The following is a 22251-nucleotide window of genomic DNA, read 5'->3' on the forward strand; positions in this document are numbered from 1 at the left end:
CAGGTGGTCAGCGGTCGCGGTCTCGCGCGGCCGGCAGGGTGATCTCAACGCTTCTGTCGCGGATCGCCTCCTCCCCCGAGCTGCTAGCGGCCGAGGAGCGGAGAGCGGATCGGGTCGACACCGGCATCGTCCTCGATCCGGGGCGAGGCCGTCCTCGGAGAGCGCTCCGCAGCCCTGCACCGTCGCCTCGGGACACAGCGAAGGGGGGTGGGACTCATCGTCATCGCGGTGCCTCGCGTTCCTCGAGCCAGGTCTGGTCTCCTACGCGCGCCACGGGAAGGCGACGGCGGGGTCGCCCGGCCGAGCGCCTCCCTCCCGCTGAACGCCGACGGCCCCGGTTCCCGCTGCTGCGGGACCGGGGCCGTCGGACGTCGTCCGGGAGAACTCAGCGGCGCTTGGACTGCGCTCTGCGCTCCTCGCGGTTGGCGGGCGTCGCCTCCGAGCCGCCCGTCTTCTGGCCGAACGCACCGGTCACCGTGGGAGCCTCGTCCGCCTGGCCCTCGGGGAGCGCCGCGCGCGCCTCCTCGGCCCGGGCCTTGGCGGTCGCCGCCTGCTGCACCTGGCCGCGCTGGTTGCGGACTTCGACACCGCCGGAGTCGCTCGGAGCCGAGTAGCTGAGCTTTTCGGCCGGGGCAACCGGCTGTGCGAGACCCTTGGCCGCGACTGCGGCGACTTCGCCCTGCTGCTGCGTCACCTCGACCTCGAGGTTGAAGAGGAAGCCGACGGTCTCCTCGCGGATCTGTCCCATCATCTGCTGGAACAGGGCGAAGCCCTCGCGCTGGTACTCGACCAGCGGATCGCGCTGCGCCATCGCGCGAAGGCCGATGCCGTCCTTGAGGTAGTCCATCTCGTAGAGGTGGTCGCGCCAGCGGCGGTCGATCACCGAGAGAACGACGCGGCGCTCGAGCTCGCGCATGGCCGGAGAACCCAGCTGCTCCTCGCGACCCTGGTAGGCGAGCTTCGCGTCCGAAAGAATCTCGCGGCGCATGAACTCTTTGTTGATGCGGCCGCGGCTGCCCGCCTCCTGCACCACCTCGTCGATGGTCAGGCTGACCGGGTAGAGCGTCTTCAGCTCGGTCCAGAGGGCATCGAAGTCCCAGTCATCGCCGTTGCCGTCTCCGGTGTGCACCTCGAGGATCTCGTCGATCACATCGACCAGGAACGTCTGGGTGCGCTCGTGGAGATCGTCGCCCTCGAGGATGTGCCTGCGGTCCGAATAGATCGCTTCGCGCTGGCGGTTGAGGACGTCGTCGTACTTGAGGACGTTCTTGCGGATCTCGGCGTTGCGCGCCTCCACCTGCGACTGCGCGCTGCGGATGGCGCGCGAGACGACCTTCGACTCGATCGCGATATCGTCCGGAACGTTGCCACGCCCCATCAGCGCCTCCGCAGCGCCGGAGTTGAACAGGCGCATCAGATCGTCGGTGAGCGAGAGGTAGAAGCGGCTCTCCCCCGGGTCACCCTGCCTGCCGGAGCGTCCGCGAAGCTGGTTGTCGATTCGTCGCGACTCGTGGCGCTCGGTGCCGAGGACATACAGACCGCCGGCGGCCTGCACCTTCTCGGCCTCCTCGGCCACCGTCGCCTTGACCGTGGCGAAGACGTCGTCCCAGGCGGCCTCGTAGTCCTCCGGGGTCTCGGAGGGGTTCAGACCCTTCGCCGTCATCTCGGCGACGGCGAGAAACTCCGCATTGCCGCCGAGCATGATGTCGGTGCCTCGACCAGCCATATTCGTCGCCACGGTGACCGCGCCCAGGCGACCGGCCTGAGCGACGATCGCCGCCTCCCGCGCGTGGTTCTTGGCGTTGAGCACCTCGTGCCGGACGCCCTTCTTGGCGAGCAGGCGGGAGAGGTACTCGCTCTTCTCGACGCTGGTCGTGCCCACGAGCACCGGCTGCCCGGCCGCGTGGCGCTCCGCGATGTCTTCCACGACCTGCGCGAACTTGACCTGCTCGTTCTTGTAGACGAGGTCGGCGTTATCGATGCGCTGCATCTTGCGGTTGGTCGGGATCGGGACGACGCCGAGCTTGTAGGTCGACATGAATTCGGCGGCCTCGGTCTCGGCCGTTCCGGTCATACCGGAGAGCTTGGAGTAGAGGCGGAAGTAGTTCTGCAGCGTGACGGTCGCGAGAGTCTGGTTCTCGGCCTTGACCTGCACGCCCTCCTTCGCCTCAATGGCCTGGTGGATGCCCTCGTTGTAGCGGCGACCGGCCAGGATGCGGCCGGTGTGCTCATCGACGATCAGGACCTCGCCGTTCAGCACGACGTAGTCCTTGTCTTTCTTGAACAGAGCACGCGCTTTGATCGCGTTGTTGAGAAAGGAGATCAGCGGGGTGTTCGCGGACTCGTAGAGGTTGTCGATGCCGAGGTAGTCCTCGACCTTCTCGATGCCGGGCTCGAGAACGCCGACGGTCCGCTTCTTCTCGTCGACCTCGAAGTCCTCGTCCTCGTCGAGGCGCTTGGCGAGGTTGGCGAACTCCGCGAACCAGCGGTTCGCCTCGCCCGATGCGGGTCCGGAGATGATCAGCGGCGTCCGGGCCTCGTCGATGAGGATCGAGTCGACCTCGTCAACGATGGCGTAGAAGTGGCCGCGCTGGACCATGTCCTGCGCTTGCCAGGCCATGTTGTCGCGCAGGTAGTCGAAGCCGAACTCGTTGTTCGTGCCGTAGGTGATGTCGGCCGCGTACTGCTCGCGGCGCTGCTCCGGGGTCTGACCGGAGAGGATCACGCCGGTTGTCATGCCGAGGGCGCGGAACACTCGGCCCATCAGCTCCGACTGGTAGGACGCGAGGAAGTCGTTGACCGTGACGATGTGCACGCCGCGGCTGGCGACCGCGTTCAGGTACGCGGGGAGAGTCGCGACGAGGGTCTTGCCCTCTCCGGTCTTCATCTCGGCGATGTTGCCCAGGTGCAGGGCGGCACCGCCCATCAGCTGCACGTCGAAGTGGCGCAGGCCCAGCGTCCGGCGCGACGCCTCGCGGACGGCGGCGAACGCCTCCGGCAGCAGGTCGTCGAGGGATTCGCCGTTCGAGTAGCGCTCGCGCAGCTCGACGGTCTCGTTCTTCAGCTCCTCGTCGCTGAGGTGCGTGAAGTCCTCTTCGAGGGCGTTGACGGCCTTCGCGTAGTTCTCGAGGCGGCGGATGACCCGCCCCTCCCCGACGCGAAGGACCTTTTCGAGGACAGAGGCCACGGGGTACTCCAAATAAGTAGAAGATCGAAGTCGCGCGCCGGAGCGCGGACCGCGACCAGCCTAGCCGGGGCGGACGGCGAGCGGTCCGGACGACGTGTCCGCCCTGGGCGGACTCCCTGGCAGGGCACGGGCGGACTTCTCGCCTGGGCGCGGGGAGGGCCCCGGAGCCGGTGCTCCGGGGCCCGAGGGTCGACTCTCAGCCGGCGGCCTGCTCGGCCAGCTCGTCGGCCTGGTCGCCGAGGCCGATCACGCCGTAATCCCAGCCCTTGCGGCGGTAGACCACGCTCGGGCGGTTCGTGTCGGAGTCGATGAAGAGGTAGAAGTCGTGGCCGACCAGCTCCATGTAGTCGACCGCATCATCGACGCTCATCGAGACGGAGGCGAAGACCTTCTTGCGAATCACGACGGGGCAGTACGGCTCCTCGGCCTCGTCTTCCGCCGGCTCCGGCGCCTCCTGAACCGGGACGACACCCGTGCTCAGCTGCTCCAGCACCGCGGCGTCGGCGGGCTGGATGGCGACGACGCTGAAGTCGTCGGCGGCCGCGTCGCGGAGCGAGGTCGGCCGATGCTGGCCCCGATGGACCTTCTTGCGGTCCTTGGCTCGTCGCACGCGTTCCAGGAGCCGCCCGATGGCGACGTCGAACGCCGCGTACTTGTCGGCTCCGCTCGCCTCGGCCCGCACCACGGGCCCCTTGCCGATCAGCGTGAGCTCCACTCGGTCGCCGCCGGCCGAGCCCTTGCCCTCGGCGTGCCTGCTCGCTTTGATCTCGAGTGCGAGAGCACGATCGGCGAGGTGCGCCACCTTGTCCGACTTCTCCGTCGCGTACGCGCGGAAGCGATCGGTGATGTCGATGTTGCGTCCTGTGATGTCGATGTCCATGACAACCTCCCAGTCGAGTACGGCGTGCCGCCTTGCTCCGGGGCGGACCGTTCACGCCGTGCCCCCACCGTAGACCCCGGTCACCCGATCGTCACCGGGAGTTCCACGGGATTCTGCTGGTACGTCACCCGCCCGTCTCTCTGTGCCTGCGAGCGCGGCCGCCGATCGGACCGAGCCGCCCGCCGCGCGCACGGCGCGCCGCAGCTCGAGCAGAGTCGCTCCGGAGGTGACCACGTCGTCCACGAGCACCACCGGCGGCCAGCAGGAGAGCCGCCGACGGGCGAGGAAGGCGCCGTCGAGGTTGCCGTGCCGGTCGGCGCGGCCGAGACCGACCTGGTCCCGGAGCACCCGGGACCGCCGCAACGGATGCATGGCGCGCCCGCCCGCTGCGGCGACCAGCAGCGCGACGGGGTCGGCCCCGCGCCGCACTCGCGCTGCCCACGAGCCTGGCGGCACGACCAGCGGGGCGGCACTTCCGGCGAGCGCCGCTCCGAGCGCCGGGCGCAGGAGGGCGGCGAGCGGGGCGAGGGCCGCGGTGCGCCCCTCCTCCTTGAGCGCCACGAGGAGACGGCGCACCGTCCCGGCGTAGGCAGCGCCGACGGCGACCAGGAGCGGATCCTCCGGCGGCCCGAGCACGCGCGTCCGCACGCCCCCGGCGCGGGCGGCCTCGGCGCGGCAGCCCGAGCAGGGCGCTCGGCTGGTGGCGGCTCCGCAGGCGGGGCAGTCGAGCGGAAGGAGAACGGCGAGGGCGTCGAGGAGGTAAGCGGAAAGCATGCCTCTACAGTCGCCGCTCCCTCGCCGGCCCCGGGGGCGAAACGACCTGATCGGGACGATCGGAGGCCCGTCGGCGCCTGTGGAGGAGCACCCGGCACCCGGAGCAGCCGATTCCCGGACCACCCGGCATCGGACCGATCAGGACCGGATGCCGGTCTGCCCGGCGAGCAGGCGGATCTCGGTCGCGATCGTCTGCCAGGCCGAGCCGCGCTGCTGCCGCAGCTCGCCGCCCTCCGCCAAGATGCGGATCTGGGTCGCGGTGTTGCCTGCGGCGATCTGCACGGTGCCGGTCGTCGTGCCGAGCGCGGTCGCTCCTCCGCCGATCAGGTTCATCGTCACGGCGTCCTCCCCCGTCGAAGCGCGGACGACCGAGACGACGTCCAGCTCGTCCGTCCAGGCGGCGGCGACCGCGGTCCCGAGCGTGGAGCGCAGGACCACCGGCTCGCCGACCGCGACAGGATCGCCGTCGCGGGAGCGAGTGATCCCGGCCACGAGAACCGTCGCCTGCTGGCCGTCCTGCGCCAGCGCGAGCATCCGGGTGCCGTCGCGTGACACGGCGATCGAGGCGAGCGACTCGACCTCGCTCCAGGCGGTCGCGACCTGCAGCGATCGGGAGCCGTCGGCGGAGTAGGCCACCAGCTGGCCCGGAGAAGCGGACGGCACCGACCAGACGTAGCCGAGCGGATCGAGTGTCGGCGCGAGGAGAGCCGAGCGGGCATCGAGCAGGACGTCGCCCCCGCCCGAGTCGATCAGGCTCACGCCCGCGGAGGTGAGCACCGCGGCCGCCGCGTCGGAGTCGGCCCCGCGCTGCCCGCCCAGGACCGCCGCCTGCGGCCGCAAGGCCTCGATCCGGTCGGAGACCCCGATGCCGACGAGTCCGGAGGAGCCGAGGAAGCCGAACGCGTCGTCCGTGAGGACGAGCGGCCGGGTGTCGACGCGGGGCGAGGTCGGCAGTCCGGTGACCTCAGCGGGCACCTCGATCGGATTCTGCTCGACCGAGAGCGCGACTGCGGTGACATTGGAGACCTTCGCGAGACTCCGCTTGAGCTGGAGCGCCATCAGCCTCCACTGCGCCTGATCGGCCTCGAGCGCGGCCGAGTTCAGATCGACCACCGCGCGCTGCGACTCGACCGGCACCGTCTCGGCCGCGAGAGTCGTCCCCGTCGGGAACGCGGAGACGACGGCGGCGGAGTCGCGCAACCAGGGCGTCGGCCCGCGCAGGAGCTCCGTGACGATCGTGGTACTGGTCGAGCTGTCGGCGCGCGAAGCGAACCAGCGCAGATCCGGCACCAGGTAGCGGTAGCTCGGGTCGAAGAAGTAGAGGGCGTGCGTCGAGAAGACCTGCTCGAAGGTGGTGCGGTCGATGACGACACCGCTCGGCGGCGCGCTGATACGCCACTGCCCGTTCTCCTGCACGAAGCCGTAGTCCAGGCTGAGGGCAGCGGTGGTGGCGACGTCGGTGTACACGCCGGTCGCGTCGACCTCGGCGACCGGGGTGATGGTCAGCGAGAGGGTGGATGCCGACTGCGGCGAGGCGGAGCGTTGGCCCTCGTCGACCGTCACGTGCTCGCCCGGGGTCCAGTCGGCTCCGGTGGAGAGGAACTCGCGCGCGATCTTGTAGTTGTTCTGCGGGCTCGACGCGGCGTCGATGAAGCCGGTGAGGATGTCGCGCTGCGACGCTCCGACGGCGGGTCCCGACGGGAGGAAGTCGTACTGCAGGTCCTGCGGGGCCACGTCTGGCCGTCCCACCCCGACGTCGCCGTCGCGCGGAATCCCCGTACAGCCGGTCAACCCGAGTGCGAGCAAGGCGGCGACCGCGGCCGCGCGAAGAGCACCGCGCTTCACGGGAGCACACCTGCCGCGGGGACCGGCGGCTCCTGAACCGGCGGGAGGACGATCAGGCCGCTGTAGGCCTGTTCGCCCGCGTCCAGCGGGGGCAGCGGGAGCGGGGAGGCCTCGATCCGCTCGCCGCGGTGGCGGGGCACGGTGAGGCGGAAGCAGGCACCGCGGTCGGGCATCGACCAGACCTGGAGCCAGCCGTGGTGCAGAGCGGTGTCCTCCTGGGCGATCGAGAGGCCGAGCCCGGTGCCGCCGAGGGTGCGGCGGCGGGACGGATCGGCACGCCAGAAGCGGTCGAAGACGCGCACCACCTCCTCGCTGCTCATGCCGTGGCCGTAGTCGCGGACGGCCAGGGCGACGGCGCTGGCGTTGCTGTCCACAGTGACGACGATCTCGCGGCCGTCGCCGTGCTCGATCGCGTTGCCGAGCAGGTTGCGAACGATCCGGCGGATGCGGCGCGGGTCGAGGTCGGCATCGAAGTAGCCGCCGGGAGCGGAGAGGGTGAGCTGGGAGCCGTTGGCCTCGGCGATCCCGCGCATCGCGTCGATCTCCTCGCCCGCGAGCTTCACCAGGTTGACCGGCTCGAGCTCCAGCTCGGCCGAGCCCGCGTCGTGCCGGGAGATCTCGAGCAGGTCGGCCAGCAGGCTCTCGAAGCGGCCGATCTGGCTGTGCAGCAACTCGACGGTGCGCTCGGCGACCGGCGCGAAGCCCTCGCGCTGGTCGTACAGGACGTCGCCCGCGAGCTTCATCGTCGTCAGCGGGGTGCGCAACTCGTGCGAGACGTCCGAGACGAAGCGCTGCTGCACCTGGCTCAGCGTCGCCAGCTCGCTGATCCGGTCCTGGAGGCTGTCGGCCATGCCGTTGAAGGAGCGGGCGAGGGTCGCGATCACATCTTGGCCGCGCTCCGGGATCCGCACGTCGAAGTCGCCGCCGGCGAGACGCTGGCTCGTCTCGGCCGCGACGCGCACCGGTGCGACGACGATCCGCACCACCACCCAACTGACCGCGCCGATCAGGAGGATGAGCAGGATCCCGGCCACGTTGAGCACCTGCTGCACGAACTGCAGGGTGCGCTCCGCGTCCGCGAGGGAGTAGCCGATGTACAGCTCGTAGCGGCCGGCAGAGCTGGGCAGCTGGAGGGTCGAGCCGACCAGGATCCCCGGCCGCTGCTGACCGGAGGCGCTGAGCGTCACCGACTGCCAGTACTGACCGTCCGAGCCGGCCTGCACCCGTTCCCGCAGCTCGTCGCTGATCACGCCGTTCTGCAGCTCGCGGTTGTAGATGTCCTGCGGTGCGAGCGAGGACGCCTCCTGGTCGGGCGAGCGCACGACGGCGATCAGCGCGGAGGAGGACGCATCGCGGACGGCGGTACGCACCGAACTCATCACCTCCTCCATGTCCTGCCGGGTGGAGACGGTGGCAGCGTCGAGGTAGGCCTGTGCCGCGCGGGTCGCACGCGAGGTGTCGCCCGTGACCTGGGTCAGCCGGGACTGGAACAGGTTGTCGCTGATGCTGTACGAGAGGTAGACGCCGGTGGAGCCGATCGCGATGCCGCTGAGCAGCACGGTGATGGCGACGGCCCGGAACTGCAGCGAGGTGCGCCACACCCCGAGCACGCGACGGGGCCAGCGGCGCAGGCGGGGAGCGGCGAAGCGAGGCACGGTCAGCTCGGCAGCACGGCACCGGCGCGGTAGCCGACTCCGCGCACGGTCATCACGATGCGCGGATCGTCCGGGTCCTTCTCGACCTTCGCCCGCAGACGCTGCACGTGCACGTTCACCAGCCGAGTGTCGGCCTTGTAGTGGTAGCCCCAGACCTGCTCGAGCAGCATCTCGCGGGTGAAGACCTGCTGCGGTTTCGAGGCGAGAGCGAGGAGGAGGTCGAACTCGAGCGGCGTGAGGCCGATGCGAGTCTCGCCGCGGCGCACCTCGTGCCCGGCGACGTCCAGGCTCAGGTCGCCGACCTGCAGCACCGCGTTGGCGGCGGCGGTGGACGGGCGCAGGCGCGTCTTGATCCGCGCGACGAGCTCTTTGGGGTCGAACGGCTTGACCATGTAGTCGTCGGCGCCGGACTCGAGCCCCTGCACCACGTCGGCGGTGTCGGACTTGGCGGTGAGCATGATGACCGGGACGCCGGACTCGGCACGGATCGCGCGGCACACCTCGATGCCGTCGATGCCGGGGAGCATCAGGTCGAGCAGCACCAGGTCGGGACGGCTGTGACGGAAGGCCTCGAGCGCGCCGGAGCCGTCGGCGCAGAAGGAGACGTCGTAGCCGTCCGCGCCGAGCACGATGCCGATCATCTCGGCCAGGGCGGCGTCGTCGTCGACCACCAGAATGCGCGCGCTCATCGGTCTGCTCTTCCTCGTCTCGGGTCGCGCCCGCCGACGGCGCACACGGTGACCGCTCCAGGCTAACCGACGCACCTCGCTCCGGGCGGGGAGCGGGAAAGGCCCGCCAGGGGAGGTTCCCGGCCGCACGCCTGTGACAGCATGGGAGGGATGACCGACGCACCTCCTTGGCCTCCGCCCGCAGGGCGCCCGGATGACGCGGCCGCCCCGGCGCAGGACGGTTCCCGGCACCCGCCGGCAGCGCCCGCCGCACCGCCGGCAGCGCCCGCCCCCGCATCCTGGTCGCCCGCGCCGCCGGTCGCCGGGCCGTGGTCGCCGACCCCCGCCGCCGGCCCCTGGTCTCCCGCAGCCGGTTCGGAGACGAGCGGCCCCGGTCGCTCCGCTGCGGGCTGGACTCCCCCGCCCAGGCCCGGCCTCGTGCCGCTGCGCCCACTCGGCTTCGGCACCCTGCTCGGGGCGCCGTTCCAGGTCCTCCGCCGCAGTCCCCGCACCACTCTCGGGGTCGCCCTGCTGGTGCAGGGCCTGGGCTCCGTGCTCGCCCTGGCGGTGTACGGCCTGATCGCCGTGCTCGCCGTCGGGCGTATCGCGCAGGCACAGGCGGCGGACCGCGACGCGGTCGGCGCGGGATCCCTGGCGGTCGTGATCCTCGCGGCGCTGATCCCCCTCGCCGTCTCCCTCACCACCGGCGCCCTGGTTCAGGGCGTGGTCGTGCTGGAGGTCTCGCGCGGGGTCCTCGGCGAGCGCTCGACTCTCCGGCAGCTGCTCGCCCGGCTCCGCGGCCGCTTCTGGGCGCTGATCGGCTGGACCGTCCTGCAGGGTGTCGGCTACCTGCTCCTGGTGCTCCTCGCGGTGGCGCTGGCCGTGCCGCTCTTCCTCATCGGGGCGCAGAACGACTCCTCGAGCGCGATCATCGGCGGGATCCTGGTCCTCATCGGATCCGGCCTGACGGCCCTCGCCCTCAGCGTCTGGCTCTCGACGAAGCTGGCCCTGGTGCCGACTCTGATCGTCCTGGAGCGGCGACCGCTGCGCCGAGCGGTCGCCCGCTCCTGGAGCCTGGTGACGGGGGGATTCTGGCGGACATTCGGCTCGCTCGCGCTGATGACGGCGATCATCCAGACGGCGGGCCAGATCGTGGCCCTCCCGTTCAGCCTGCTCATCCCGATCGCCGGTGCCCTGATCGCTCCGACCGACCCGGAGGCGCAGGTCGTCTCCTCGCTGGTGGTCTCCATCGCCTCCGTCGCCCTGGGCCTGGTGATCGGCGCTGTCGGCACGGTGCTGCAGTCGGCGCTGACGGGCCTGGTCTACCTCGACCGGCGGATGCGCCGGGAGGGCTTCGACCTGGTGCTGCTGCGCCACGTCGAGGAACGCGCCGCAGGGCGCCCGTCGCCCGATCCCTTCCCCGTGCCGGAACGCCCGTGACCCTGGCCGCGGTTCCCCTCGACCCCGACGCGAACGAGGCCCGCCGCCTCCTCCTCGAGGAGCTCGCCGACCCGCGCTACCGCGCGGCCGAGCCGACTCTCTTCGATCGGGTGGTGCAGGCGATCCGCGACTGGTTCACCTCGCTCACCCTGCCGGGCGACGGGCCGCCGGTGCCGGTCGCCGCGGTGATCGGTGTGCTGGTGCTGGTGGCGCTCGTGGTCGCGGCACTGCTGATCGCCGGGCGCCCGCGCGTCGCACGCCGCAGCGCTGTCACCGGAGCGGTGCTCGCCGACGACGACACCCGCTCGGCCGCGGCGCTCCGATCGCTCGCCGAGGCCGCCGCCGCTCGCGGGGACTGGGATGAGGCGCTGGTCGAGCGTTTCCGCGCTCTGGTGCGTTCGCTCGACGAGCGGACGGTCCTGCGGGTCTCGCCCGGCACCACTGCGCTCGGACTGTCCTCACGGGCCTCGGCCGCGTTCCCCTCCTCCACCGCCGCGCTGCGCCGCGCGGCCGACGACTTCGACCGCGTCCGCTACCTCGGGCACCCGTGCGGATCCGCCGAGTACGAGCGGATCGCGGCTCTGGACCGCGAGCTCGCCGCCGCCTCGCCGATCCTGGACGCCCTCGGGGCGACCCGGTGAGCGTTGCCGCGGTATGGACCCCGACTCTCGGTGCGCTGCTGCGGCGGGGGCGGGTGTGGGCGCTGCTGCTGGTGATCGTCGCGGTCGGCACTCTGCTGATCACCGTCGCCACCGGCGCCCGCGTGGCCGCCCCGGACCTCGACGTCGACAGCGCGACTCCGGACGGCGCCCGCGCGCTCGCGCAGGTGCTGCGCGATCAGGGCGTGGACGTCGCGCGAGCCGACGACCTTGACTCCGCCCTCGCCGCCCTCTCCCCCGGCGCGACCCTGCTCGTCGACGACCCGGACGTCGCCCTCGACGAGTCCCAGTACCGCCGGCTCGCCCGAGCCTCCGCTGCACTGGTACTGGTCGCCCCCGGCGGAGCTGCGCTCGACGCGCTGCTGCCGGACGTCCGCTTCGCCGGCTCACCCGCCGACGACGGCCCGCTCCGCGCCGAGTGCACGCTGCCCGCGGCCGAGCGCGCCGGCACGCTCCCCTCCGGAGGGAACGCCTTTCGGATCCTCGAGGGGGGTGCCGTGGGCTGTTTCCCCTCGGGCGACGACGGATTTCTCGTGGTGAGCAGCACGTTCCCCCAGGGTGCGCAGGTCACGGCGATCGGCGACGCCGATCTGCTCCGCAATGGCACCATCGCTCAGGAAGGCCGGGCCGCGTTCGCGCTCGGCCTGCTCGGCCGCGAGGACCGGCTGGTCTGGTACCGCGCACAGCCAGCGGATTCGGCGAGCGCCGTCCCCTCGACCGCCGACCTCGCGCCGGGCTGGGTGACTCCGGCCCTCCTGCTCCTGGTCGCCGTCGTCGTCGCCTCCGCACTCTGGCGCGGGCGCCGTTTCGGCCCGCTCGCCGTCGAGCCGCTGCCGGTCATCGTGCACGCGAGCGAGACCGCCCGGGGCCGGGCCCGGCTGTACGCTCGCGGTGCGCTGCGCCCGCGCGCTCTCGACGCCCTGCGCATCGCCACCCTCCGGCGCACGGCCGCGCTCCTGGGCCTGGCTCCAGCGACCGGAGCCGACGAGATCGTGGCGGTCGCGGCCGAGCGCCTCGGCCGCGATCCGGCCGCGCTGCGCCGGCTCCTGATCGACGACGTGCCCGGCGACGACACCGCGCTCGTCGCCGCCTCCGACGAACTCCTGCGCTTCGAGAGCGCGCTGCGCGCCGCCCTCTCCCCGACTCCCGCCCGACGACCGGAAGGCCCCTCCCGATGAGCGACACCACCCCCTCTGCCCGGCACGGAGCGCCGGTCTCCGACGACGATCTGCGCGCCGAGCTCGACCGTGTCCGCTCCGAGGTCGGCCGCGCGGTCGTCGGCCAGGACGGCGCTGTGTCCGGGCTGCTGATCGCTCTGCTCGCGGGCGGCCACGTGCTGCTGGAGGGCGTCCCCGGAGTCGCGAAGACGCTCCTGGTGCGCGCGCTGTCCGTCTCGCTCGGGCTCGACACCCGGCGCGTGCAGTTCACCCCTGACCTGATGCCCGGCGACATCACCGGCTCGCTGGTCTACGACGCATCGACGTCCGACTTCGCCTTCCGCGAGGGCCCGGTCTTCACCAATCTCCTGCTGGCGGACGAGATCAACCGCACCCCGCCGAAGACCCAGGCCGCGCTCCTGGAGGCGATGGAGGAGCGCCAGGTCAGCGTCGACGGGCGCACGCTCGCGCTGCCGGATCCCTTCCTCGTCGCCGCGACGCAGAACCCGGTGGAGTACGAGGGCACCTACGTGCTCCCGGAGGCGCAGCTCGACCGGTTCCTCCTGAAACTCGTGCTGGACATCCCGCCGCGCGACGTCGAAGTGGAGGTCCTCTCGCGCCACGCCGCCGGATTCGATCCGCGCGACCTCGGTGCAGCAGGCGTGCGCCCCGTACTCGACGCCGCCCGGCTCCGCGTCGCGCAGGCCTCGGCCCGCCGAGTCGGCGCCGGCCCCGACGTCCTCGGCTACATCGTCGACCTCGCCCGAGCCACCCGCGAAAGCCCGAGCGTCAAACTCGGCACCAGCCCCCGCGGCTCGACAGCGCTGCTGGCCGCGTCTCGCGCCTGGGCCTGGCTGAACGGTTACGGCTCGATCACCCCCGACCACGTGCAGGCGATGGTCCTGCCGGTGCTGCGCCACCGCATTCAGCTGGAGCCGGAGGCGGAGCTCGAGGGCGTGCGCACCGAGGCGGTCCTGGGCGGGATCCTGCAGCAGGTCCGCGTCCCGGTCTGAGCCCGTGCACCTCACCGGACGCAGTGTCCTCGTCCTCCTCGTCGGCCTCGTGCCGGTCGTCTTGCTCGGCGGCCGCGCCGAGGTCGCCTTCGCTGTGCTCGGGCTCTGGCTTTTGGTCTGGGCGGTCCTGGTCGGAATCGACGTCGCGGTCGCCGGCTCGCCGCGCGCCGTCGCACTTGAGCGGCGGGCGCCGGACCGAGTGCGGCTCGGCGAGCGGGCCGAGGCGACCCTCCTGGTCACGAACACCGGGCCCAGAAGGGTCACGGGAGTCCTTCGCGATGCCTGGGAGCCCTCGGCCGGTGCGCTCGAGACCCGGTCGCCCGTGCGTCTGCCTCCGGGCGAGCGCCGCGCAGTCGTCACCGTGCTCGAGCCGCGCCGCCGCGGCGAGCGCCGGGCGGTCCACGTGACGATCCGCTCCCTCGGGCCGCTCGGCCTGGCCGGGCGCCAGGCCACGCGGGCCGCGCCGGCGGTCGTCCGGGTGCTCCCCGCCTTCCGCTCCCGTCGCCACCTGCCGTCGCGTCTCGCGCGGCTGCGGGAGCTGGAGGGACGCACCAGCGTCATGATCCGCGGGCAGGGGACGGAGTTCGACAGCCTGCGCGAGTACGTCCGTGGCGACGACGTCCGCTCGCTCGACTGGCGGGCGACCGCGCGTCGCCGGGAGCCGGTCGTCCGGACCTGGCGCCCCGAGCGCGACCGGCGCGTGATCGTCGTGCTCGACACGGGCCGCACCTCCGCCGCCCGGATCGAGGACGAGCCGCGCCTGGACACGGCGATCGAGGCCTCGCTCCTGCTGGCCGCCCTGGCCGCCTCCGCCGGCGACCGGGTCGACGTGCTGGCGTTCGACCGCGCCCGCCGCGCTCGCGTCCACGGCGCCACCGGATCGGAGGTGCTGACCCGCGTGGTCGACGCCCTCGTCCCCGTGCAGCCCCGGCTGATCGAGACCGACTGGGCGGCCGTCCCCGCGCAGGTGCGCACCCTCGCCTCCCAGCGCTCCCTGGTGGTGCTGCTCACCGCACTCGACTCGGTCGGCTCGGCGGAGGGACTGCTCGCGGTGCTCCCGCAGCTCACCCGAGTGCACACCGTCGTGGTCGCCTGCGCGCTCGATCCTGAGCTGCAACGGATGGCGGCCGACCGCGGTGACCGGGCCGCGATCTACTCCGCTGCCGCCGCAGAGCGCGCACTCGCCGACGTGGAGCGACTCTCCGCGGCCGTCCGCCGCCTCGGCGGGGACGTGGTGCTCGGCAGCCCGTCCGCACTGCCGCCGGCGCTCGCCGACCGCTACCTCGCGCTGAAGGCCGCCGGGCGGCTCTGACACACCGAGGTCGCTCCGCCGTGGTCAGCCGGCCGCGATGCTCCGCGACCCGGCCTCGAAGCGGTCGAGGTCGCCCGTCTCGCCCGCCCGGGCGGCCCGGCCCCCGACGACGACCATGTAGACCAGGAAAGCGCCCAGCGCGAGCGAGCCGATCCCGATCTTCAGCCACCAGGGCCACGGCGCGGGAGTGACGAAACCCTCGATCACGCCTGAGACCCCCAGCACGAAGACCAGGCCGATCGCGACCGTGAACAGACTGCGCGCGTCCTCGGCGAGCGCCTGCCCGCGGGTGCGCGGTCCCGGAGCGATCCAGGCCCAGAAGATCCGCAGGCCCGCCGCCGCCGCAACGAACACGGCCGTCAGCTCGAGCTGCCCGTGCGGCGCGATGTAGAGGAAGAAGGTGTCGCCCTCGCCCACGTGGAACATCACCGCGATCGAGGTGCCGAGGTTTTGCGCATTCTGCAGCAGGATGTACGGCACGTAGACGCCGACGATCCCGAAAGCCACGCACTGTGCCGCGATCCAGGCGTTGTTGGTCCACACCTGGCCGGCGAACGACGCGGCCGGATTCTCGGAGTAGTAGTCGATGAAGTCGCCGCGGGCAAAGCGCCGCAGCTCCTCGTCGTCACCGAGCGCCGCGAGCAGGCGCGGGTCGCCGAGGATCCAGACCGCATACAGCGTCGCCACCACCGCGGTCGCCAGGGCCACGGTGAGCGTCAGCCAGCGGAGCCGATACAGCGCCGCCGGGAGGGACAGGACGACGAAGCGGGAGACAGCGGCCAGCGGCTCCGCGCGGGTCCCGGTCAGCCGCCCCCGTGCCCGCGAGAGCGAGACGGCCAGTCTCGCGCCGACGGCCGTCGATCCGGCGGTGGCGGAGATCGCGGCGAGATCCGCGGACGCGGCCTGATAGCGCTCGATCAGCTCGTCCGCCTCGGCTCCGCTCAGTCGGCGCCGACGCGAGAGTTCGTCCAGGCGGGTCCACTGCGCAGCGCGCGCGGCCGAGAGAGCGTCGATGTCCATCTCCTGACAGGATAGCCAGGCATGCCGCCGAGGCCGAGCATCCGGGAGGAGCACCGTGGAGGAGCAGCGCAGCGAGTTCGACGACGCCGACCTGGTCACGGGCGAGGCGATCGCGCTGGAGGTGCCGGTCACCTCCTTTGTCCTCCGTGCGGTCGGCGCGATCATCGATCTCGTCGCGGAACTCCTGCTCGCGCTCGGCCTGTTCCTCGTGGTCACCGCTCTCTCGGGCGACGGCGGGCTGGACCCGGCCGCGTCGGCCGCCGTCGCGATCGTGGCGCTGGTCGTCGCCGTGGTGATCGTGCCCGTCACCGTCGAGACTGCCAGCCGCGGACGCTCGCTCGGCAAGCTGGCCGTCGGTGCCCGCGTGGTCCGCGACGACGGCGGGTCGATCGGCTTCCGGCACGCACTGGTGCGCGGTCTCACCGGCGTGCTCGACAGTGTGATGACCGTCGGCGGCCTGGCCGCCGTCGTCGGCCTGCTCTCCCGCCGCTCGCGCCGCCTCGGCGATGTCCTCGCCGGCACGCACAGCCAGCTCGAGCGCGTACCCCGGGTGCAGCCGCTGGTCGTTGAGGTCCCGGAGCCGCTGCGGGGCTGGGCGGTCACCGCCGACACCGCGCGCCTCCCCGACGCCCTGGCGCGCCGCCTGGCGCAGTTCCTCCGTCAGCGCCACGGGATGACCGAGCCCTCACGCTCGCAGCTGGCCGCCGCGCTGGCGGACGAGACCGCAGCCCACGTCTCTCCGCTGCCCGCCGCGCCCGCCGAAGATCTCCTCCTCGCCGTCGCCGCCCTCCGCCGAGCTCGGGAGGAGCGGGCGCTGCGCCTCGCCGACCAGCGCCTCGAGCGGCTGGCTCCGGTGCTCTCCAGCACCCCGCGCGGCTTCCCCGAGCGCCCGTGAACGCCGCCCGGTCGGCTCCTACGGGGGTGTCGGACCGTAGCGGACGCTCCGCCAGCCGCGCGGCACGAGCAGCCGCCGATCGTGCTCGGCGCAGAGGTCGTAGCCGTGCGGGTCAGGCGCAGGACTGAGCGGCCCGACCGCCACCAGCGAGTCGCGGTAGTCGTAGGTCAGCGTGACGACGGCCTCCGCGCGGCAGCCCGTCCGCGAGCAGTGCCGTCCGGTCATCGCCGACCACAGTAGCAATAGGCTGGAGGTATGCCCCGCGCTCGCCGTTCCGCCGCTCGCTCGACGAGCGAGTCGCGCGGCGGTTCCCGCGACCGGCACGGCCGTGGGGCGCGCGGCCCGATCACGGGGCCGCACTTGCCACCGCTCCAGACGCGCACCGATTTCTTCGAGGTGACGATCGGCTCGGCGATCGACTACCTCCGCGGCAGCTGGCCGGAGGAGCTCGCCGGAATCCGCGTCGGCGTCGCCGCGACCCCCGACGTCGACCCCGACCTCCTCCGGGGCACCGGCATCGCGCGCTGGCGCGTCGATCACGCTGCACGCAGCATCACGCTGTACCGCGTCCCGATCGAGCGCCTCGCGAAACTGCATCGGCGCGACGAGTGGCACCAGCGGATGCTGATCGAGAGCTACGTGTTCCGCGCCGTTGCCGAGCTGCTCGGTCGCGATCCGTGGGACATCTCCCCGGACCGCTACCGCCACCCCTGAGACGCCGCCCCGCACGGCCCAGTGCCCAGGCTGACCCGTGCCAGCAGGCAGACCAGCCCAGGCAGGCGGATCAGTGCGAATACACGGTGATCGGCGACGACAGCGGCCCCGGCGGCACGACCGCGTAGGAGGCGATCTTCCCGTCGCCCGCGATCGAGACCGACGCCTGCACCGGTTGCGTGCTGGTGACGACGACGGAGTCCGTGCCGAGCGGAGTCGCGAGGGCCCCGAACGGACCGAGCTCCAGCGTCCGCGAGCCGCTCGCTCCCGCGATCACGACCGAGGCGGTCGAATCGCTGCCGTTGATGAGGTGCAGGCGCGCGCCGCCCTCGCCCGTGTTCGCGATCCCGAAGGGCCTGGTCATCGAGGAGCCGGAGGCGAACCAGGCGAAGTCGGTCCCTGCGGGGCCGGTGGACGTCGTCCGCCCCGCCGCCACAATCGGCTGGTCGGCGCGCAGCACCACGCGGTAGGAGCCGTCCGCTAGGCCCGTGAGCGGGACCTCGCCGACCAGCCCCGCCGGGACGACGACCTGGGTGGAAGTGCCGGAGCCGCTCGGATCCGCGTTCGTCACCTCGACCGAGACGGTGCTGTCGGCGTCGCCGGGGGTCAGGATGCGCAGCACCGGGGTGCCCGCCCCTCCGCTGCCGTCGTCGCTCGCGGTCTGAGTGGGCGGTGAGGTGATCTCGAGGCCGGCGATCACGGCGAGCGTGTCCGGGCCGGCGGAGGGGCCGGTGGTCTCGACACCCTCGGGGGTGAGCCCGGAGATGGCGCTGCTCTGCATACTGGCGGCCACCTCGCCGCCGCGCGCGGTCACATGCACGACGGGTTGGACGACTCCGGGGGCGAGTCCCGCGAGCGGGAGGGCGCGGACGGCGCCGGCCGGGACGACGATGCCCGTGGCTCCGGTGGCCTGAATCCTGCCGTTCTCACCGAAGAGGGTGAGGTCCACGGTCGCCGCGACCGCGCTCGGGTTCGCCAGGATCAGCACGGAGGTGCGTCCGACGTCGGTCGAGCCGGCGACGAGCCAGCTGTCGGCGGAGGGTTCGGCGCAGGCGCGGGCAGAGAGCCCCGAGAGCGTGGCTGTGGCGATGACCTGGACGCTCGCCCCGCCGGGGGTGGGCGCGGAGTCGGCGGGAACCTGGACGCCGGTGATGCCCGTGCCCGGGGCGGCGATGTCGTTCTCGCCGAGGACGCTCGAGCCAGAGGTCGAGCCGTCGGGCCAGAGCGCGGTCGTCGAGCCGTCCAGGGCGCGCAACTGCTCCGGCTCGCTCGCGTCGATCAGGTCGCCTCCGCAGACGAGCGAGGCGTCGGCGGCGACCGGGGACACGACCACCCCCTGGGCAGCCCGGGAGGCCAGGGGCGTCGGGACGAGCTGGGGCACGGCCACGGCGGCCGCAGCGATGACGACTCCGGCGACTCCGACGGCACTGCGCAGGGCGGTGCGGCGCCGGTGCGCGGCCGAGGGGGCGGGCTGCGGTGTCGCTGCGGCGGCACGGCCGGCTCGGCGCTCGGCGCGGGAGCGGCGGGCGGAGGACTCGGGCATCTGCTTCTCCTGATCGGCCGGGTCAGACATCGTCGTTCCCGTCGTCGAACTGGCCGGTGGCTTCGCCCGGCTCGTCGTCGATCCCGGCGACAGCGGCGCTGGAGCGGCCGCGCTCGAGCGAGAGACCGGTGGGCACCGCCAGCAGCAGGGCGACGACGAAGACGAGGAGCAGGGCGATCGTGTAGGCGATCCCGAAGGGCCCGACGACGCCCGACGGAGCCGCCTCGGTGCGAGTCGCCCCGGCGTCGACGGCCGTCCAGAGCAGCCCGTAGCGGGTGTCGCCGATGGCCGAGAAGGCCGCATTGCCGTCGAGGGAGACGGCGGCGCGCGCCCGGACGGCCGCCGCGGCGTCGCCGACCTGCGTACCGGCGGGTTGGGTCAGCACGACGAACCGCACGCCGAGCTGCGCAAGGGCGGCAGGGACGTCGTAGCCCGTGCGCGAAACGAGGTTGCCGGCCAGCTCGTCGATGGCATCGGTGCGCTCTGCGCCGGTGCTCGCGAGGGTGGACTGCTGGTCGAGTGTTGCGCCTGCCCCGCGCTCCAGGCGCGCGAGGACTCCCCCGTCGGCCTGCGGGACGAGCACGATAGTGCCCACCCTCGGGTCGTTCTGCGCCTCGGCGGCAACATACGCGGGGAGCGAGCGGTCCGAGGTCGTCGACACCGAGGTGCCGGTACCCGCCGGGAAAGCGACCGCGAGCGGGCCGACGAGAGCGGCGACCGCAGCGGTCACGACGAGCGCCGGAACGACGCGGACCGAGCGGATCGCGGCGATCGAGAGCGAGGCGCCGATCACCAGACCGAGCCAGTAAAGACTGAGGCCGGTCCCGCTCCACACGGACACCGCCTCGGAGCCCGTGGTGGCGACCTGGACGCCCTGAGCGAGCGAGGCCGTCACCAGGCCGCTCGCGGCAACGCCGACTCCGCCGAGCGCCGCGAGGTTGTTCGGGAGCAGCAGAGCGGCCAGTGCCGCGACAATCAGCGGGACGGCGAGCGCAGCGGTCACCAGCCCGGCGGCGGAGGCGTCGACCCCCAACCCGCCGAGGAACGCGAGCCAGCCCGCGGGCAGCCCGGATGGGGATCCGGCCAGCAGCGCGACGAGGTCGGACTGCGCCGACGGCAGCGGCACGCCCGGATCGGCGAGGATCGCGAGCCAGTCGCCGCGGGGAGCTCGGGCCAGCACCAGCGGGAAGAGCAGGACGGCCGCAGGGATCGGCAGGCCGAGGAAGCGTCCGATCCGACGGCCGGACGTGGCGACGACCACGAGCCAGATCACCAGGAGCGGCACGGCGAGCACCGGCGCACAGGCGACGACGGCGGCAGCCAGGATCGACGCGGACGCGGAGGCGGACCACGAGCGGTACGCGCCGAAGCCGGCGAAGAAGAGCCACGGCAGCAGCACGTGCACCAGCAGCGGCGCGGGACGCCCGTCGGCCTGCGCCGCGAAGAAGGCGGGAGCGAGGACGTAGACGAGGGCTCCGGCGGCACGGGCGATGGCGCGCGGAGTCAGTCGCGCGATCATCAGCCAGGCGCCCATCGCCGCGGCGGGCAGCGCGACGAGATAGAGCAGCACCATCGCGTAGCTCGGTGACCAGAAGGTCAGCGAGCCCAGCACGGCGAGGACGGCCGTGAAGGGATCGGCGGCTCCGATGAATCCGGGGCCGAGGTCGCGCCAGCCGTAAGCCGCGTTGCGCCAGAGTTCGCCGACGGTCGGCGAGAGTGTCAGGAGCCCTCCGCCGCTGAGCGCGGTAGCGGGCAGGAGCCGCGCATAGATCACCAGGCCCGCGAGCGCGGCGACGAGGACGACCCACACTCCTCCGCCCTGGAAGAAGTGCAGGGGGTGGCGCCCCCGCCCGGCCTGAACGCGCACCGCATCGTGGCGCACCGAGCGCAGCTGCCGCACCACGTCGAGCGGGATGCGCAGCGGAGCGATCGCCTTCCAGCCCACGTTCTTCGACGAGCGCAGCACTGTGCGGGCCCGGAACACCTTCGTGCCACCGAAGGCGACGACGAGGGAGGCGAGCAGCTCACCGCCGACCAATCCCGGCTGCTTGCGCAGCAGGCGCACGACCGCGCGACCAACGGCCAGCGGAACGAGCGAGAGCCAGTGCAGCAGCAGGAGTGCGACGGGAGCGTAGGCGAGCCGGCGGTGCAACTGCGCGGTGCGGTGCTGGCGCGCACGGCGCCGCTCCCCACTGTCGATGCGGCGGCCGTCGGGACGCTGCAGGCCGATCCGGGCGGTGGTGACGCGGGCGTCGGGCACGCGGCTGACGCGGTGCCCGGCCAGGCGGGTCCGGATCGAGAAGTCGAGTGCGTCGTCTACGACCGGCAGGCCGGGGTCGAAGCCGCCGAGCTCCTCCCAGAGGGAGTGGCGCACGAGCATGCCGCCGGCGGCGACCGCCAGGATGTCGGGGGTGGAATCGTGCTGACCCTGGTCGAGTTCGTCCTCGACGAGGTGGACCGTGGTGCCGTGCTTGGTGACCGACTCGCCGTAGCTGCGGATGTAGCCGGAGCGCGTCCAGTCCATGATCTTCGGCCCGGCGACGGCGACGGAGGGAGCGACCTCGACGGCTCCGAGCAGGGCGGCGAGGGCGCCGGGCTCGGGGGCGGAGTCCTGGGCGAGCAGCCACAGCCACTCGTCGTCGCCGGCCGGGGGCTGCATCACCCGAACCGCGCGCGCCACCGCCTGGCCGAACGGGAGGTTCTCGGCCACCTGGACGAGCTGTGTCGGCCCCCAGGAGGCGAGGAGCTCACCGGTGGAGTCCTTCGAGGCGCCGTCGACGAACACCGTCGCGTCGGGCAGGCGGGTCTGTGCCCGCAGTGCCGCGAGGGTTCGTTCCAAATAGGCCGCGCCGTTACGCGCGACGAGGACGGCGGTGACTCGTGGATACATCGCGGACCACCCTAAGCGATGCCGCCGTGCCGCCCGCCTGCGGCTCGCCGCCCCGCCGGTCGGCGCTCGGAACGCGCCTCGACGAGGGGCGACTCAGGCGCGGTGGCAGAACCACGCTGGCGCAGACGCGATGACACAGACGCGATGACGTACGCCCGACGGTTCGGACGCGATGGTGAGGGCGCGGCGGTTCGGGCGCGACAGTTCAGGCGCGGCGGCGCAGCTTCCGGCGCTCGCGCTCGGAGAGGCCGCCCCAGATGCCGAACCGCTCGTCGTTCTCGAGCGCGTACTCGAGGCACTGCGCCCGCACCTCGCACGAGGTGCAGATCTTCTTCGCGTCGCGGGTCGAGCCGCCCTTCTCGGGGAAGAACGCCTCGGGGTCGGTCTGCGCGCAGAGCGAGTCGACCTGCCAGGACAGCGCACCCCCCGGCGCCTCGAGCTCGGTGTCGATGCCGGGCCTGACCCCGGGAACGCCCAGGCGCACGGGGTCGACGAACCAGTCCTCGGGGACTCCGGAGTGCTGTTCCGGAAGCGTCATGCCGTCTCCTACCCCGCCTGCGAACTGATGAACGGAAGCCGCCCCTCGCGGAGCCACTGCC

At 72.7% G+C, this 22251-nt stretch carries 18 protein-coding genes; 7 read left to right on the plus strand and 11 right to left on the minus strand.

Annotated features, from left to right (window positions below):
• Positions 1–385: 385 nt before the first annotated feature.
• The 6 genes from secA to mtrA all read right to left on the minus strand — a co-directional run bounded on the left by secA (position 386) and on the right by mtrA (position 9030).
• Positions 386–3187 (minus strand): preprotein translocase subunit SecA, encoded by a 2802-nt coding sequence (gene secA / locus A6122_RS09885; RefSeq protein ID WP_068254368.1) that lies wholly within the window; start codon positions 3185–3187, stop codon positions 386–388.
• Positions 3188–3383: 196 nt separating this feature from the next.
• On the minus strand, positions 3384–4067 hold the full coding sequence (gene hpf, locus A6122_RS09890) for a ribosome hibernation-promoting factor, HPF/YfiA family (protein WP_068254372.1): 684 nt from the start codon (positions 4065–4067) through the stop codon (positions 3384–3386).
• 51 nt (positions 4068–4118) lie between these two features.
• On the minus strand, positions 4119–4841 hold the full coding sequence (locus A6122_RS09895; RefSeq protein WP_068254375.1) for a ComF family protein: 723 nt from the start codon (positions 4839–4841) through the stop codon (positions 4119–4121).
• A 138-nt stretch (positions 4842–4979) separates the two neighbouring features.
• Positions 4980–6575 (minus strand): LpqB family beta-propeller domain-containing protein, encoded by a 1596-nt coding sequence (locus tag A6122_RS09900; protein ID WP_167542368.1) that lies wholly within the window; start codon positions 6573–6575, stop codon positions 4980–4982.
• A gap of 107 nt (positions 6576–6682) precedes the next feature.
• On the minus strand, positions 6683–8341 hold the full coding sequence (gene mtrB, locus A6122_RS09905) for an MtrAB system histidine kinase MtrB (protein ID WP_237358161.1): 1659 nt from the start codon (positions 8339–8341) through the stop codon (positions 6683–6685).
• 2 nt (positions 8342–8343) lie between these two features.
• Positions 8344–9030: an MtrAB system response regulator MtrA gene (gene mtrA, locus A6122_RS09910; RefSeq protein WP_068257444.1), complete on the minus strand. Its 687-nt coding sequence runs from the start codon at positions 9028–9030 to the stop codon at positions 8344–8346.
• A gap of 417 nt (positions 9031–9447) precedes the next feature.
• Between mtrA and A6122_RS09915 the strand changes: the two genes are divergently transcribed.
• The 5 genes from A6122_RS09915 to A6122_RS09935 are packed head-to-tail and all read left to right on the plus strand — an operon-like array spanning position 9448 to position 14590.
• Entirely contained in the window at positions 9448–10449 is a 1002-nt protein-coding gene (locus A6122_RS09915) for a hypothetical protein (RefSeq protein ID WP_084415946.1), read from the plus strand.
• Positions 10446–11090 (plus strand): DUF4129 domain-containing protein, encoded by a 645-nt coding sequence (locus tag A6122_RS09920; protein WP_068254381.1) that lies wholly within the window; start codon positions 10446–10448, stop codon positions 11088–11090. Before A6122_RS09915 ends, A6122_RS09920 begins: the two co-directional genes overlap by 4 nt.
• Positions 11087–12286, plus strand: coding sequence for a DUF4350 domain-containing protein (locus tag A6122_RS09925; protein WP_068254384.1), 1200 nt, complete (start codon positions 11087–11089; stop codon positions 12284–12286). The genes A6122_RS09920 and A6122_RS09925 overlap by 4 nt, the downstream gene beginning before the upstream one ends.
• Positions 12283–13278 (plus strand): AAA family ATPase, encoded by a 996-nt coding sequence (locus A6122_RS09930; RefSeq protein ID WP_068254386.1) that lies wholly within the window; start codon positions 12283–12285, stop codon positions 13276–13278. Before A6122_RS09925 ends, A6122_RS09930 begins: the two co-directional genes overlap by 4 nt.
• 4 nt (positions 13279–13282) lie before the next feature.
• The gene (locus A6122_RS09935) at positions 13283–14590 is read left to right on the plus strand and encodes a DUF58 domain-containing protein (protein WP_068254388.1); all 1308 of its coding nucleotides are present in this window, start codon (positions 13283–13285) and stop codon (positions 14588–14590) included.
• 24 nt (positions 14591–14614) lie between these two features.
• Here the strand turns inward: A6122_RS09935 and A6122_RS09940 are convergent, their stop codons facing one another.
• Positions 14615–15610, minus strand: a complete 996-nt coding sequence (locus A6122_RS09940; RefSeq protein ID WP_068254391.1) for a stage II sporulation protein M — start codon at positions 15608–15610, stop codon at positions 14615–14617.
• Positions 15611–15665: 55 nt separating this feature from the next.
• Here A6122_RS09940 and A6122_RS09945 point away from each other — a divergent pair, with 55 nt between their 5' ends.
• Positions 15666–16505, plus strand: coding sequence for an RDD family protein (locus A6122_RS09945; protein WP_068254393.1), 840 nt, complete (start codon positions 15666–15668; stop codon positions 16503–16505).
• Positions 16506–16523: 18 nt separating this feature from the next.
• On the opposite strand, the gene A6122_RS09950 is transcribed toward A6122_RS09945, so the two are convergent.
• Positions 16524–16730: a DUF3499 family protein gene (locus tag A6122_RS09950; protein WP_068254396.1), complete on the minus strand. Its 207-nt coding sequence runs from the start codon at positions 16728–16730 to the stop codon at positions 16524–16526.
• 30 nt (positions 16731–16760) lie between these two features.
• On the opposite strand from A6122_RS09950, the gene A6122_RS09955 reads away from it, so the two are divergent.
• On the plus strand, positions 16761–17219 hold the full coding sequence (locus A6122_RS09955) for a metallopeptidase family protein (protein ID WP_068254400.1): 459 nt from the start codon (positions 16761–16763) through the stop codon (positions 17217–17219).
• A gap of 70 nt (positions 17220–17289) precedes the next feature.
• Here A6122_RS09955 and A6122_RS09960 read toward each other — a convergent pair whose 3' ends face one another.
• From A6122_RS09960 to A6122_RS09970, 3 genes are all read right to left on the minus strand, one after another.
• Positions 17290–18792, minus strand: coding sequence for a DUF5719 family protein (locus A6122_RS09960; protein ID WP_104261881.1), 1503 nt, complete (start codon positions 18790–18792; stop codon positions 17290–17292).
• The gene (locus A6122_RS09965; RefSeq protein ID WP_068254407.1) at positions 18785–21652 is read right to left on the minus strand and encodes a glycosyltransferase family 2 protein; all 2868 of its coding nucleotides are present in this window, start codon (positions 21650–21652) and stop codon (positions 18785–18787) included. The genes A6122_RS09960 and A6122_RS09965 overlap by 8 nt, the downstream gene beginning before the upstream one ends.
• 205 nt (positions 21653–21857) lie before the next feature.
• Positions 21858–22190, minus strand: coding sequence for a WhiB family transcriptional regulator (locus A6122_RS09970; RefSeq protein WP_084415948.1), 333 nt, complete (start codon positions 22188–22190; stop codon positions 21858–21860).
• Between the last annotated feature and the right edge of the window lie 61 nt (positions 22191–22251).

The organism is Rathayibacter tritici (genome assembly GCF_001641005.1).
Lineage (GTDB): Bacteria > Actinomycetota > Actinomycetes > Actinomycetales > Microbacteriaceae > Rathayibacter > Rathayibacter tritici.